The following is a 13834-nucleotide window of genomic DNA, read 5'->3' on the forward strand; positions in this document are numbered from 1 at the left end:
ACATATGCACGAACCATATAACATGTTCAAAAAAATAGGGCTTATTGCACATATACAAAAGTATATTTGTGCAACAGCCCTATGATCCGTCAGCCTTTGGTAAATAAATCTTTGAATTTTTCGTAGAAACTCTTTTGCTCCGGGTTGACGGAGTCTGCGCTGAGTTCACCGAACTCCTTGAGGAGTTCTTTTTGCCGCGCGGAGAGTTTCTGCGGGGTTGTGACCTTGATGCGGACATGCTGATCGCCGCGCCCCGTACCGCGCAGGTGTGGGATACCCTTCCCCTTGATGCGGAGCACCGTTCCGGTCTGGATCCCCGCGGGGATTTTCAGATCGACCGCACCGTCGAGCGTCGGTACCTGTACCGTATCGCCGAGCGATGCCTGTACGAAGGTGATCGGTATCTCGATGATGACATCGTTCCCACGCCGCTGAAAGAGCTTGTGCGGTTTGATGTAGATGTAAACGTAGAGATCGCCGTTGCCGCCGCCGCGCACGCCGCCTTCGCCTGCTCCGGTGACGCGCACGCGCTGTCCTTCGTCGACCCCTTTGGGAATCTTGACGTCAATCTTGCGCGTGACATGTCTGCGTCCGGTGCCATGGCAGTCTCCGCACGGCGTTTTGATGATCTTGCCCGTGCCGCCGCATTTACTGCACGTCCGCGCTGTACGCATACTGCCGAGGATCGTCCGTTGGACGACCTCTTCCTGTCCCGTGCCGTGACAAGCGGGACAGGTCTCGGGCGTTGAGCCCTTGGCCGCACCGCTGCCGCCGCAGGTCTCACAGTTTTCATCCCGCGGAACATCGAGCTGGATTTCCTTGCCAAACGCAGCCTCTTCAAATGTGATTTCAAGGTCAAATCTAAGATCCGCACCGCGTTCGGGGCCCTGCTGACGCGTGCGGCGACCGCCGCCCATGCCGAACATATCGAAGATGTCGTTCACGTCGAATCCGCCAAAGCCGCCGAATCCGCCGCCGAAAGGGTTCCCTCCTCCGGCGCTGCCCCCACGGCGTGGGTCAAAGGCATCGTGCCCAAATTGGTCGTATGCCGCTTTTTTCTGAGGATCTTTAAGGACATCATACGCCTCGTTAACCTCTTTGAATTTCTCCTCGGCGGTCTTCGGGTCGTCACGGTTCAGGTCGGGGTGATACTTACGCGCGAGTTTTTTGTATGCTTTTTTGATCTCGTCGTCCGAGGCGCCCTTTGCAACGCCTAGGATTTCGTAGTAATCGCGTTTATCGCTCACAATACCACCTTACTTCTTGTCGTCTTTGACCTCGGTGAACTCCGCATCGACGACGTTATCATCCTGCGGTGCGCTCTGCTGCGCACCTGCGCCCGCATCGCTGCCCGGCGCCGCACTCTGCGCGCCTGCCGCCTGCTGTGCCTGCTGGTACGCGGCTGCGGAGAGCTCATAGAGCGGCTGCTGAACTTCCTCGGTCGCCTTCTTGATGGCGTCGAGGTCGCTGCCCTTGAGGGCTTCCTTCAGCTTTTCAACGCCCGCATTGACCTTTGCAACGAGCGCCTGATCCGCTTTTTCGCCGAGATCCTTGACCGCCTTCTCCGCCTGATAGACGAGAGCGTCGCCCGCGTTGCGCACATCAACGGCTTCCTTCTGTGCCTTGTCCTCGGCAGCATGAGCTTCTGCCTCTTTGACCATACGCTCGATGTCCTCTTTGCTCATGCCGCTGTCGGACTGGATGGTAATCTTCTGCTCTTTACCCGTGCCGAGATCCTTTGCCGAAACGTTGACAATTCCGTTGGCGTCAATGTCGAACTTGACCTCGATCTGCGGTACGCCGCGCGGTGCAGGCGGGATATCCGTAAGCTGGAAGCGTCCGAGCGTCTTGTTGCCCGCCGCCATCTCACGCTCACCCTGAAGCACGTGGATCTCAACGCCCGGCTGATTGTCCGCCGCCGTCGAGAACACCTGACTCTTCGAGGTCGGGATGGTTGTGTTGCGGTCGATGATTTTCGTGCAGACGCCGCCGAGCGTCTCAATGCCGAGCGAGAGCGGGGTCACGTCGAGCAGGAGCACGTCCTTGACCTCGCCGACGAGCACGCCGCCCTGAATCGCTGCGCCGATGGAGACGCATTCGTCCGGGTTGACGCCCTTCGACGGCTCTTTGCCGAGGATCTTGCGGATTGCTTCCTGTACCGCGGGGATACGGGACGACCCGCCGACGAGAATAATCTTGTCGATGTCGCTGCCCGAGAGCCCTGCATCCTCCATCGCTTTGCGCGTCGGCACCATCGTACGCTCGACGAGGTCTGCCGTGAGTTCTTCAAATTTTGCACGCGAGAGCGTGAGGTCGAGATGCTTTGGTCCCGTGGCATCCGCCGTGATAAACGGCAGGTTGATATTCGTCTGGGACATACTCGAGAGTTCGATCTTTGCCTTCTCTGCCGCCTCGATGAGACGCTGTGCGCTCATCTTGTCCTGCGAAAGATCAATGCCGTTGACTTTCTTGAACTCCTCGACCATCCAATCCATAATCTTCTTATCGAAATCGTCGCCGCCGAGGTGGGTATCGCCGTTTGTTGCCTTGACCTCGAACACGCCTTCGCTGAGTTCGAGGATGGAGACATCGAATGTGCCGCCGCCAAGGTCGAAGACGAGAATAGTCTCGTCCTTATCCTTATCCAGACCGTAGGCGAGCGCCGCCGCGGTGGGTTCGTTGATGATGCGCAGGACTTCGAGACCTGCGATCTTGCCCGCGTCCTTCGTCGCCTGACGCTGACTGTCGTTGAAATACGCGGGCACCGTAATAACCGCCTGCGTCACCGTCTCACCGAGATATGCTTCGGCATCACTCTTAAGCTTTTGCAGAATCATCGCCGAGATCTCGGGCGGCGTGTAGCTCTTTCCGTCGATCGTAACATGATAGTTCGGATCGCCCATATGGCGCTTAATGGACGATATCGTGCGGTCGGGGTTCGAAACCGCCTGATTCTTTGCCAGACGTCCGACAAGACGCTGACCGTCCTTCGTAAAGCCGACCACCGACGGGGTGATGCGGCTGCCCTCCGGGTTCGTGATAACGGTCGGTTCGCCGCCCTCCATCACCGAGACAACAGAGTTCGTCGTACCAAGGTCAATACCAATTACTTTAGCCATTTTATATTCCTCCAAATCAAATATGATGATGTGATTTCTTTTTTATTAGCTGCCGGCGACCTGCACCATTGCGGGACGTATGACGCGTCCCTTTGCGCGGTAGCCCTTTTGCAGCACCTGCGTAACCGTCCCGTCCGAGACGTCCGGGTTCTCGACGCGCATAACCGCCTGGTGCACATTCGGGTCAAAGGGCTGCCCCTCCGCCTCGATATGTTCCAGACCGTTCTTGTTAAGCACCTCTTTGAGCTGGGTGAAGATCATCTCCACACCCTTGCGGAACGCCTCGCCGTCCGTCTGCTCCACCGCCATCGCTCGCTCGAAATTATCGAGAAGCGGCAGGAGATCCCCGAGCATGTTCTGCGTAATGACCGCTGCCAGCTCTTCCTTCTCCTTTGCCGTGCGTCGGCGGAAATTTTCAAAATCTGCCTGAAGCCGCAGAATGCGGTCATTTTTCTCTTTAAGCTGCGCTTCGAGCGCATCGGCGAACCCCTCCTCAGGGGGAATGTCTTCTGCCTGGACCTCCGGTTCCGCAGCCTCGACCGTGTCGTCCGCTTCGGTTACTTCCTCCGTGGACGCTACCTCTTCCGCCGCCGTCTCCTGTACCGGCGCTTCCTTTTCCTGCAACCTGTTCACCTCTTCTACCACTTCAGACGATGGATCATCTCTGTTAAATTCGTATTCACATAGTCTAGAATGCGCATTGCCTTTGCGTATTCCATGCGTGTCGGGCCGAGCACTGCAATTGTGCCGAGCAGTCTGCCGTCCACATGATACGAAGCGGTAATCACGCTCGTATCCCAAAACGCACTGCTCGTATTCTCACGTCCAATCGTCACCGTCAGCCCCTCCCCCGTATGCGTGTGCAGGATCTCCTTTACAAGATCCTCACGCTCCAGGGCGAGCAAAAGCTCGCGCACGCGCTCAAGATCCCGATACTCCGGATGTGCTAGAAGCTGCGACGTACCGCCAAGATACAGCCGCTCCCCGTCACGCCCTTCAAGGGCTCGATGCATGACGTGCATCGCCTCGGCAAATATTGCCTCATCACCGATGTCGTCACGAATGCACCTCAGATCTTCACGCGTCACATCCCGCAGTGCCTTGCCCGCGAGTATGCGGTTAACCGCGTCCGCCATTCGGCGGAAGTCTCCAAAAGAAGCCCCCTCCGGAATCTCAATGACGCGATTCTCAACAAATCCTGCATCCGTCATGAGGACGGCAATCACATGGCTCCCGCCCATCGGCAGGAACTGCAGCAGACGGAATGCCGACTGTGCTGCCTGTGGGGCAAGCACGAGTGAAACATTGTGCGTCACATCCGCGATGAGGCGCGCCGTCTCTTGGAACATCTCGTCGAGGCGCCGCACGCGGGCACGGTACCATTCATGGATGCGCGCACGCTCCGGCTCCGTCACGGGAGCGACCGGCAGAAGGCCGTCGACATAGAACCGATAGCCTTTTGACGATGGGATGCGTCCGGCGGATGTATGCGGATGCTCCAAGAATCCAAGCATCTCCAGATCCGCCATCTCATTTCGGATGGTCGCGGGGCTGATGCCAAGGTCATACTTACGTGCGAGTGTCCGAGATCCGACCGGTTCCGCTGAAGCAATATAGTCGTCTACGATCGCCCACAATATCTTGCTCTTGCGTGCGTCAAGTTCGTCCACCATCAACCCCTCTCCTCTCTTTTAGTTGTTGTTAGCACTCCATATTGTTGAGTGCTAACCGAATCTATAAAGAATATACAGCGTAAAAAGCAAAAAGTCAAGCGTAAAACGACAAAAAGTCAAATATTTTTTAGCGGATTTATTAGACGCACGAAAAAAGAGCTGCCGCACGATGTCTCCATGCAGCAGCTCTAATATAGTTTGTTTTGAAGTAAATTACTTTAGCTCGACCGTTGCGCCTGCCTCTTCGAGCTTGCCCTTGAGCTCCTCGGCCTCGGCCTTGGCGATGTTCTCCTTGACCGGCTTCGGTGCGCCGTCAACAAGCTCTTTTGCTTCCTTCAGTCCAAGACCCGTTGCCTCACGGACGGCCTTGATGACGTTGATCTTCTTATCGCCTGCGGACGCGAGAACGACAGTGAACTCCGTCTTCTCCTCAGCAGCGGCACTGCCTGCGGGCGCAGCACCGGCAGCTGCGACGGCAACCGGAGCGGCGGCGCTGACACCGAACTTCTCTTCCATTGCCTTAACGAGCTCGGAAAGTTCGAGAACAGTCATGTTCTCAATAGCTTCAAGAATCTGATCCTTATTCATGAGATATACCTCCAAAATTTTGTATGAAATCTGTTATATTCTTCCTTATGCGGACGCTTTCTGCGCACGCACTGCATCAAGCACATAGACGGCGTTGCGAATGACGCCCTGAAGGACGTTTACCGTGTTCGAGATCGGCGCGTTCATGCTGCCCATAAGCTTTGCGATGAGCTCTTCGCGCGACGGGAGCGAGGCAAGTGCCTGCACCTCGTTTGCCTCGATGACCTTACCCTCGACGGTACCGACCTTGACGGACAGAACGCCTTTGTCGTCGAGCTTGTTCTTCTTGATGTAATCGCAAATAACCTTTGCAGGAGCAACGGCATCCTCCGCGGAGAATGCAAACGCCGTGGTTCCCTCAAGATGCGGGTCAAGCCCCTCGAGCCCAAGCGCATCGGCGGCACGGCGCAGCATCGTATTCTTCACGACGTGATAGGTCACGCCCGCAGAGCGCAGCTCGCGGCGCAGCTCCGTATCCTGTGCGACCGTCAGTCCGCTGTACGTCGTGAATACGGCGCCCTTGGCGGAACCTAGCTGCTCTTTCAGCTTTTCAACGATAACTTCTTTCTTATGATCTGCCATAAAACTTTTCCCTCCTTTCGTTTCCGGAATATAAAAATCTCCGGCTGCTCTGCCGGAGATGAATGTTCTAATTCACGTCCGACCTCGGCAGGCGACTTCGTCGTTAGATGCTTTCGCAAACCTGCTGTCTACAGCCCGGGGAAATTCCGCCGCTCAGGTTTAGCTGAGCGCAACGGGGACGGCAGGTCCCATCGTCGCAACAACTGTGATGGAGCGGATATACTGTCCCTTTGCCGCAGCGGGCTTCACACGGATGAGCGTTTCGATGACTGCCTGATAGTTCTCGCGGAGCTTCTCCGCGTCAAAAGAGGCCTTCCCGATGGGAACATGGATGTTACCCGCTTTGTCTGTGCGGTACTCCACCTGACCTGCCTTGATCTCAGAAACTGCTTTCTTGAGATCCATGGTGACGGTGCCGAGCTTCGGGTTCGGCATGAGGCCGCGAGGGCCAAGCACCTTACCGAGACGACCAACCGTGCCCATCATGTCGGGCGTTGCGACGGCGACGTCAAAGTCGAGCCAGCCGCCCTGAATTTTCTGCACAATCTCGTCCGATCCGACGAAGTCCGCACCGGCGGCTTCCGCCTCGGCGACCTTTTCGCCCTTGGCAAAGACGAGAACGCGCTGTGTCTTGCCCGTGCCGTTCGGCAGGACAAGGGCGCCGCGCACCTGCTGATCCGCGTATTTCGGATCGACGCCAAGGCGCACATGCAGTTCAATGGTCTCGTCGAATTTCGCCGTGGCGGTCTTCTTCACGAGCTCCATCGCTTCCTGCGAAGTGTAGAGCTTGCCGCTCTCAATCAGCTTCGCGGCATCTTGGTATTTCTTACCAAATTTTGCCATTGTGTGTTCTCCTTTCGTGGTCACAGCGGGCAGAATGCCCTGCCACAGAGAGCGTCTTAGTCGACGATCTCGATTCCCATGCTGCGGGCGGTGCCCTCGATCATGGATGTTGCCGCCTCAATCGACGCGGCGTTCAGATCCGGCATCTTAGACTCGGCGATCTCGCGCGCCTTTGCACGCGGGAGCTTTGCGACCTTCGTCTTGTTCGGCTCGCCCGATGCCTTTTCGATGCCCGCAGCCTTCTTCAGCAGAACTGCTGCCGGCGGGGTCTTCGTGATAAAGGTAAAGGAGCGATCCTCAAAGACCGTGATTTCAACCGGAATGATCAGCCCTGCCTGCTTTGCCGTACGCTCGTTAAAGTCCTTGACAAACGCCATGATATTGACGCCCGCCTGACCGAGCGCAGGTCCTACCGGAGGAGCCGGCGTCGCCTTGCCTGCAGGAACCTGCAGCTTTACGACACGCGCAACCTTCTTTGCCATTGACACATCACCTCCTTTCGGTGTGTATTCTTTAGTCTCAGATCAGCTCGACCTGATCAATTTCAATGTCAATCGGCGTTCCTTCGATATCCACCTGAACACGTGCTCCGGCAGAATCGATCGATATCACTTTGCCGGCGTAGTCCTCGAATGCCCCCGATACGATGCGTACGTTGTCGCCGACGGCGACCTTTGCCCGGCGCTTTGGCGCACCGCCCACAGAACCGCTCAGGATGCGCTCCGCCTCCTCCGCCGTCAGCGGAATGGGGTGCTTTTCGGAGCCGACAAATCCCGTGACGCCTGTCGTATTGCGGACGACATACCATGAATGCTCGTCAACGATCATATCGACCAGCACATATCCGGGAAATACCTTGCGCGGGACGACTTTTTCCTTGCCGTCCTTGACCTCAAGCTCGTCCTCTACGGGGACAACGACGTTAAAGAGCATGTCGCTCATGCTCGCCGAATGCATCAGCCGCTCGAGATTCGCCTTGACCTTGTTCTCATAGCCCGAATAGGTGTGAATGACATACCATGCCCGGTGCGGGTTTGCCTGTCTCAGATAGAGTTCTTCCTTATCCGCCATATCCCTCACCCAGCCTAGTAATGCAAAATGACCTGAAATACACGGGCAAAAATCGTGTCACAGATCCAAATCAGTGCGCAGACGATAACAATCGCAATGCCGACGACGCCGGTGTAGGTTGCAAGCTCGCGCTTTGTGGACCACGACACCTTCTTCATCTCGGCGACAACTTCGCGTAGGAATTTGACTATTTTTCCCATGATATCAGGCGCGCTTACTTCGTCTCTTTGTGTGCCGTGTGCTTGCGGCAGAACTTGCAGTACTTGTTGAACTCGAGACGATCCGGATTATTCTTCTTGTTCTTGTTCGTGCGATAGTTGCGGCTATGGCACTCGGTGCACTCAAGCGTAATGTTGTTGCGCATGAATATCAACTCTCCTCATTAGTTCTTTGGGCAATAACTCATATCAATTTATCATACTTGGAAAATGCTGTCAACCGCAACATTTTCACAAAAATGCATAAAAGAACCCCCGTATCGGGGGTGAGTTTCAAAATGGTGGCGGCACAGAGATTTGAACTCCGGACACTGCGGGTATGAACCGCATGCTCTAGCCAACTGAGCTATGCCGCCGTTATTATGGAGCTGATGACCAGGATTGAACTGGTGACCTTATCCTTACCAAGGATACGCTCTGCCGACTGAGCTACACCAGCGAACAAACTTGGTTGCGGGGACAGGACTTGAACCTGTGACCTTCGGGTTATGAGCCCGACGAGCTACCGACTGCTCCACCCCGCGATAAAAAAGTGGTGGGCAGGGATGGATTCGAACCATCGTAATCCGAAGATGACAGATTTACAGTCTGTTGCCTTTAACCACTCGGCCACCTACCCATGACTGCTATGCATTTTTGGTTGCGGGGACAGGACTCGAACCTGCGACCTTCGGGTTATGAGCCCGACAAGCTACCAACTGCTCTACCCCGCGATGATCTGCATGGCGCAGATTCGCGCACTGCGCTAACAAGACGATATTATACGACAACAGTATTGATTCGTCAATACCTAAAAACAAAAAAATTGGACTGCCGCAAAAATCATACGGCAGTCCTTCTATACAGCCCATTTGGTCTTTATACTTCGCGCTCGTCCTCAAAGAGGTACCCGTATCGCTCCTTGAATTCCTCGGGGGTGAGGCGGTAAGCGTTGGCGAGCCCCGGATCGTCAAGATCGCCTTTTTCAAGACGCATCATAAAGCCGCGCGCAATTTGGTAATGAACGGAGTCGATGTTGACCTTGCGCACCTTCGTCTTTCCTGTCTCAGGGTCGCGAATCTCGTCAAAGCGCATCGGCACCGCCTGATTGTCCTGAATGGTGATGATCGCGCCGGAGTCGCCTGCTCTGAGGAACTGCACGGCAGAGTAGCCAAGTGAGCGGCAGTAGTCGATGTCATATGCGATCGGTGCCGTGCAGCGCAGCTCGTAGCCAATTTCTTTATCAATAATAGAGAGTGTGATGCCGAGCTTCTTTGTCTCGGCGAGTACCGCCTGTTTGAGGATTTCGCCGAAGTCCAGCTCACTGTAGCGGATGTGTCCGTGCTCGTCCGTGACAACGCTGCCGAGTTTGGCAAAGTCCTCCTCGGCGATCTTTTCGATGACCCCCTCGGCAATGACGGCGACGCCGTAGTTGCGCCCCGTGAGATAGCGCTTCACGATCGAACCGGTGATGATGTCTACGATCTGTTGGAGCGGGATCTTATCCTGTGCGAACTCCTCAGGGATCACGGTGATTGCAGCGCCCGCGCTGCGCCCCATGCCAAGCGCAAGATGCCCTGCTGTACGCCCCATCGCGATGGTGAAGTACCAGCGGTTATTCGTTGTGCTCGCGTCCTCCATGAGGTTCTCGATCTCCATCGTTCCGAATGCACGTGCGGTCTCAAACCCGAATGTCGGCACGCCCTCGGGGAGCGGGAGATCGTTGTCGATGGTCTTGGGCACATGCACAACGTTGATGGTGCGCCCCATCTTGCGCGCGTACTCCGAGACTGCCATCGAGCTGAATGCGGTATCATCGCCCCCGATGGTGACGACATGGGTCACGCCCAGTTCCGTGAGGGTCTCTACAACGGTGCGCAGGTCGGATTCCTTCTTCGTCGGGTTGAACCGCGACATCTTGAGGATACATCCGCCCGTGAGGTGAATGCGGCTGATGCTCGGCGGGTCGAGACGGATGTAGTTCTTCTCCCCGCGCGCGAGCCGGGAAAATCCGTCGTACATGCCGAGGACATCCCAGCCGTGGCGCGTCGCCTCAACAACCACCGCCGAAATCACGCTGTTGATGCCGGGCGCAGGACCGCCGCCGCAGATAATCGCAATCACATTCTTGATACCAATCATGAGATTCCCTCCTCTTTGGAATTGTCTTTACCCTAAATAGATTCGACAGCGTGAAATGTTTTCCTTCTAAGTAATTTTCGTAAAGTTTCAAAAAGTATTCTTCAGCGCCGCTTGCGGCTGCGGTGCCCGAGATTCGTAATCGTCTTGCCGCGTGCTTTCTTTGCCTTTTTGCGCGGGGGCTTCCCGCCGCGCGGCGGACGGCTCTGCACACCGCGCCGCCCCTCTTTGTCCGGCTGCGCTTTCTGCGGAGCGGGACGCGGCTTTTTCTTTACCGCCGCGCGCGCAAGCCGCTCTTTGAGTGCCGATTCGATCTTGCGAAGCTTTTCGTGCTGGCGTGCGGTGACGAGCGTGATGGCGCGCCCCCGTGCGCCCGCGCGCCCCGTCCGCCCGATGCGGTGGATGTAGTCCGTGACCGTCGGCGGCAGGTCGTAGTTATAGACGTGCGTCACACCTTCGATGTCGAGTCCGCGCGCTGCGATGTCTGTGGCGCAGAGGATCTGCAGCTTTGCCGTGCGAAACTGCCGCAGGACAAAGGCACGCTGCGTCTGCGTGAGGTCGCCGCTGAGCGCGTCCACGAGATAGCCGCGTCCCGCGAGCGCCATCATGAGCGCGTGTGTGCGCTCCTTCGTCGCGCAGAATACCATGGCGAGGTAGGGCGCTTCCTCGTTGATGGAGGCGCAGAGGCGATCCAGTTTTTCCCCTTCATTCACGGAAAGGGCGATCTGCTCGATGTTCTCGAGTGTCGTGTGCTCGCCCTCAATTTTGATGCGCGCGGGGTTGTGCATGAACCGCTTTGTGAGCTGTACGATACGCTCGGGCATGGTCGCCGAGAACAGCGCAAGTTGATAGTCCTGCGCCGTGTGCCCGAGGAGGGTCTCGACATCCTCGATGAAGCCGAGCTTCAACATCTCGTCGGCTTCGTCGAGAACAACCTTGTTCACGCTGCCAAGGGAGAGCGTCCCGCGCCGCACATGGTCGAGCAGTCGTCCGGGCGTTCCGATGACGAGCTGCGGATGCCTGCGAAGTTTCTCCTTCTGCCGCTCGATGTCCGCGCCGCCGTAGACGAGCACCGTGCCGATGCCGAGTAGGGCGGCAAGCGGCTCCGCGACACGCGCGATCTGTATTGCCAGCTCGCGGGTGGGAGCGACGACGAGCGCCTGCACCACCGCCCCCTGAGGTTTGATTTTTTCCAATACAGGCAGAAGAAAGGCGAGCGTCTTTCCTGTACCTGTCTGTGCCTGCGCAATGACGTCACGCCCTGCACGCATAGGCGGTACGGCATGCTCCTGTACGGGCGTCGGGACGCTGATGCCCTGTTTTTTGAGCAGGGTGCACAGCGCCTCCGAAACTCCGATCTCTGCAAACGGCATCATGATGAAAGCACCTCTGCGCCGGTCTCTGTGATGAGGATCGTATTCTCCCACTGTGCAGAAAGCGAATGATCCTTCGTCCGCACCGTCCAGCCGTCATCCGCGTCGACGGTGACGTCATAACCGCCCGCATTGATCATCGGCTCGATGGTAAAGATCATGCCAGGCACCATGAGCATCCCCGTCCCCGGTTCTCCCACATGCGAAACGAACGGATCCATATGAAACTCCTTGCCGACGCCGTGCCCGCCGAGTGCCGTCACGACAGAGTAACCATTCGCATGTGCCCAGTCACCGCACGCGGCGTTGACATCACCGAGGAAATGCCAGGGACGCGCCGCCGCAATGCCGCGCTCCATGATCTCCTTTGTCACGCGTACGAGCCGCTCCGCGGCGAGAGGAACTTTTCCCACCATATACATGCGTGATGCATCCGCGTAATAGCCGCCAACAATGGTTGTCGTATCAACATTAACGATATCTCCCTCTTTGAGGACGTCCTTCTTTGACGGGATCCCATGGCAGACGACGTCATTGATCGACGTGCAGATACTTTTCGGGAAGCCCTCGAATCCGAGGCAGGCAGGGATTCCGGCGCGCTCTGTGATATATTCATACGCCGCATGATCCAGCGTCTCCGTGTCCACCCCCGGTTCAATCAGCTGCTCCATGAGATCGAGTACGCCGTCATTCACAAGCGCAGCGCGGCGTACCCCCTCAATATCCGCCTCGTTGTTGATAATCCTGCGCGGCGGACGCACCTGTCCTTTGACAACATCATAATGTATGGATGCAATCCGCTCGTCAAAATCTGCATGACATTTCTTGTATTTTTTTCCGCTGCCGCACCAGCACGGATCGTTTCGATTCATTGCTTCGCCCCTTACTTTTCATATAGATTCACTTTCATTATAGCCCGAAACATCATTTTTATCAAAGTTTTTTCACTGCACACTGTTACTCCGCCCGCAAAGCCTTGACATGAAGTAAGGTATAAGCTAAACTTATTGTGAAATTTTTATAAAGAAGGCAATCGAATTGCAATTTTCATCGAAAAAAATCCTATGCGCCGCCCTGATCCTCTGCGGGCTGCTCTTTGCCGCTGCACTCATTCTTATGTGGTCGGCTCCCCGTGCTGTTCCCGTCCTCAACTATCATCAAGTGGAGGTGAAGGACGGCAACCCGCTCACACTCCACCCGGAGCAATTCGAGGCACAGATGGCGTATCTCAAAGAAGAAGGATATACGACGGTCACGATTGACGAGCTGATGGACGCCTGCGAAAACGGTGCCGCCCTGCCGGAAAAACCCGTCGTTATAACGTTCGACGACGGATATGAGGACAACTACGAGTACGCCTATCCCATCCTGCAAAAATATGGATTCAAGGCGACCATCTTCCTCATCTATGACCTTACGGATGCGTATCCCGGTTACCTGACATGGAATGAGATCGCGGAAATGAAAGCATCCGGTCTCATGCGCTTCGAGAGCCATACGATGACCCACGCGAATCTCTCCAAACTCACCGCCGAAGCAGATCTCCGGCATGAAATTGCCGACTCGCAGAGGCTGCTCTCGGAAAAACTCGGCTATGACGTCCGCTACATCGCCTACCCAGGCGGCGCGGTCAACGAGCAGATCGAGTCCATCACGCGGGCGGCGGGGTACCGCGGCGGCTTCACCGTCCATTACGGTCTGAGCACACCTGCCAAGGGCGCGTATCAAATGGATCGGATCCCCATCTTCGGCGCCAACATGCACACAATGGAGCGCTTCAAGATGCGGCTCAAATATGCTCCGCTCATCGCACCGTTCGAGGATTTCCGACTATGGCTGCGTGCAAAGGGATTTACGGAGCTTGCCATGCTTCTGCCCATTCCTTGAATTTTCCCCGCAAAGCATGTATAATAATGATATCTGTTATTGTATCTTAAGGAGGGCTTTTCATGGATTTTGAAGCACTGGTCAAGGCAAAATTCGACGAAGCATACGAAGTGTCGGAGCATCCCAAAAAATTCTTCCTCACAGAGAACGGGCGCGGCGTCGTCGACGGCGGCGAGATGTATAACGCACTCCTGCAAGACGTGCTCGATATTGTACAAAGAGCGCTCGTCGGCATCCTCAAGGACAGCCATCATACCCATTGAAACACTATGATCACTTCGGAGACTGCCGCACGAATCCCTTGTGCACCGTACGGCAGTCCCTTTTTGATTCCAAGGCTGTCCAAGCAAAAACGGCTCTGA

Annotated in this window: 16 protein-coding genes and 5 tRNA genes; 2 read left to right on the forward strand and 19 right to left on the reverse strand. The window is 56.1% G+C overall.

Translation table 11 applies throughout. The features are described from left to right. Positions 1–89 precede the first annotated feature (89 nt). The 19 genes from dnaJ to K341_RS0100910 all read right to left on the reverse strand — a co-directional run bounded on the left by dnaJ (position 90) and on the right by K341_RS0100910 (position 12457). Entirely contained in the window at positions 90–1247 is a 1158-nt protein-coding gene (gene dnaJ, locus K341_RS12500; protein ID WP_026761540.1) for a molecular chaperone DnaJ, read from the reverse strand. 9 nt (positions 1248–1256) lie between these two features. Then, entirely contained in the window at positions 1257–3119 is a 1863-nt protein-coding gene (gene dnaK / locus K341_RS12505; protein WP_009349897.1) for a molecular chaperone DnaK, read from the reverse strand. 45 nt (positions 3120–3164) lie between these two features. Then, positions 3165–3743, reverse strand: coding sequence for a nucleotide exchange factor GrpE (gene grpE, locus K341_RS0100830; RefSeq protein WP_374046447.1), 579 nt, complete (start codon positions 3741–3743; stop codon positions 3165–3167). Positions 3744–3757: 14 nt separating this feature from the next. Further along, entirely contained in the window at positions 3758–4792 is a 1035-nt protein-coding gene (gene hrcA / locus K341_RS0100835; protein WP_026761542.1) for a heat-inducible transcriptional repressor HrcA, read from the reverse strand. Positions 4793–5005: 213 nt separating this feature from the next. Beyond that, entirely contained in the window at positions 5006–5380 is a 375-nt protein-coding gene (gene rplL, locus K341_RS0100840; protein WP_026761543.1) for a 50S ribosomal protein L7/L12, read from the reverse strand. 45 nt (positions 5381–5425) lie between these two features. Beyond that, complete coding sequence (gene rplJ, locus K341_RS0100845; protein WP_009349892.1) at positions 5426–5962, reverse strand: 50S ribosomal protein L10; 537 nt, start codon at positions 5960–5962, stop codon at positions 5426–5428. Positions 5963–6121: 159 nt separating this feature from the next. Next, on the reverse strand, positions 6122–6805 hold the full coding sequence (gene rplA / locus K341_RS0100850) for a 50S ribosomal protein L1 (protein ID WP_009349891.1): 684 nt from the start codon (positions 6803–6805) through the stop codon (positions 6122–6124). A gap of 56 nt (positions 6806–6861) precedes the next feature. After that, a complete protein-coding gene (gene rplK / locus K341_RS0100855) occupies positions 6862–7287 on the reverse strand; it encodes a 50S ribosomal protein L11 (RefSeq protein WP_006693626.1) in 426 nt (141 codons plus the stop codon). A 37-nt stretch (positions 7288–7324) separates the two neighbouring features. Continuing rightward, positions 7325–7876, reverse strand: coding sequence for a transcription termination/antitermination protein NusG (nusG, locus tag K341_RS0100860; protein ID WP_009349890.1), 552 nt, complete (start codon positions 7874–7876; stop codon positions 7325–7327). Between the two features lie 14 nt (positions 7877–7890). Beyond that, positions 7891–8076: a preprotein translocase subunit SecE gene (gene secE / locus K341_RS0100865; RefSeq protein ID WP_009349889.1), complete on the reverse strand. Its 186-nt coding sequence runs from the start codon at positions 8074–8076 to the stop codon at positions 7891–7893. Positions 8077–8090: 14 nt separating this feature from the next. Next, entirely contained in the window at positions 8091–8240 is a 150-nt protein-coding gene (gene rpmG, locus K341_RS0100870; RefSeq protein WP_009349888.1) for a 50S ribosomal protein L33, read from the reverse strand. Positions 8241–8373: 133 nt separating this feature from the next. Next, a tRNA-Met gene (locus K341_RS0100875) sits at positions 8374–8450 on the reverse strand. Positions 8451–8457: 7 nt separating this feature from the next. Further along, positions 8458–8533 (reverse strand) — tRNA-Thr (locus tag K341_RS0100880). Between the two features lie 9 nt (positions 8534–8542). Further along, positions 8543–8618 (reverse strand) — tRNA-Met (locus tag K341_RS0100885). A gap of 9 nt (positions 8619–8627) precedes the next feature. Then, positions 8628–8713 (reverse strand) — tRNA-Tyr (locus tag K341_RS0100890). A gap of 18 nt (positions 8714–8731) precedes the next feature. Then, positions 8732–8807, reverse strand: a tRNA-Met gene (locus tag K341_RS0100895). A gap of 145 nt (positions 8808–8952) precedes the next feature. Further along, positions 8953–10215: a diphosphate--fructose-6-phosphate 1-phosphotransferase gene (gene pfp / locus K341_RS0100900; protein WP_026761544.1), complete on the reverse strand. Its 1263-nt coding sequence runs from the start codon at positions 10213–10215 to the stop codon at positions 8953–8955. Positions 10216–10316: 101 nt separating this feature from the next. Beyond that, on the reverse strand, positions 10317–11588 hold the full coding sequence (locus K341_RS0100905; RefSeq protein WP_026761545.1) for a DEAD/DEAH box helicase: 1272 nt from the start codon (positions 11586–11588) through the stop codon (positions 10317–10319). Continuing rightward, positions 11585–12457 (reverse strand): methionyl aminopeptidase, encoded by an 873-nt coding sequence (locus K341_RS0100910; RefSeq protein ID WP_009439276.1) that lies wholly within the window; start codon positions 12455–12457, stop codon positions 11585–11587. The genes K341_RS0100905 and K341_RS0100910 overlap by 4 nt, the downstream gene beginning before the upstream one ends. A 166-nt stretch (positions 12458–12623) precedes the next feature. On the opposite strand from K341_RS0100910, the gene K341_RS0100915 reads away from it, so the two are divergent. Both K341_RS0100915 and K341_RS0100920 read left to right on the forward strand, forming a co-directional pair. Next, the gene (locus K341_RS0100915) at positions 12624–13472 is read left to right on the forward strand and encodes a polysaccharide deacetylase family protein (RefSeq protein ID WP_026761546.1); all 849 of its coding nucleotides are present in this window, start codon (positions 12624–12626) and stop codon (positions 13470–13472) included. Between the two features lie 62 nt (positions 13473–13534). Beyond that, entirely contained in the window at positions 13535–13735 is a 201-nt protein-coding gene (locus tag K341_RS0100920) for a hypothetical protein (protein WP_026761547.1), read from the forward strand. Positions 13736–13834: the final 99 nt, after the last annotated feature.

The organism is Centipeda artemidis DSM 19719, from assembly GCF_000426665.1.
GTDB lineage: Bacteria > Bacillota > Negativicutes > Selenomonadales > Selenomonadaceae > Centipeda > Centipeda artemidis.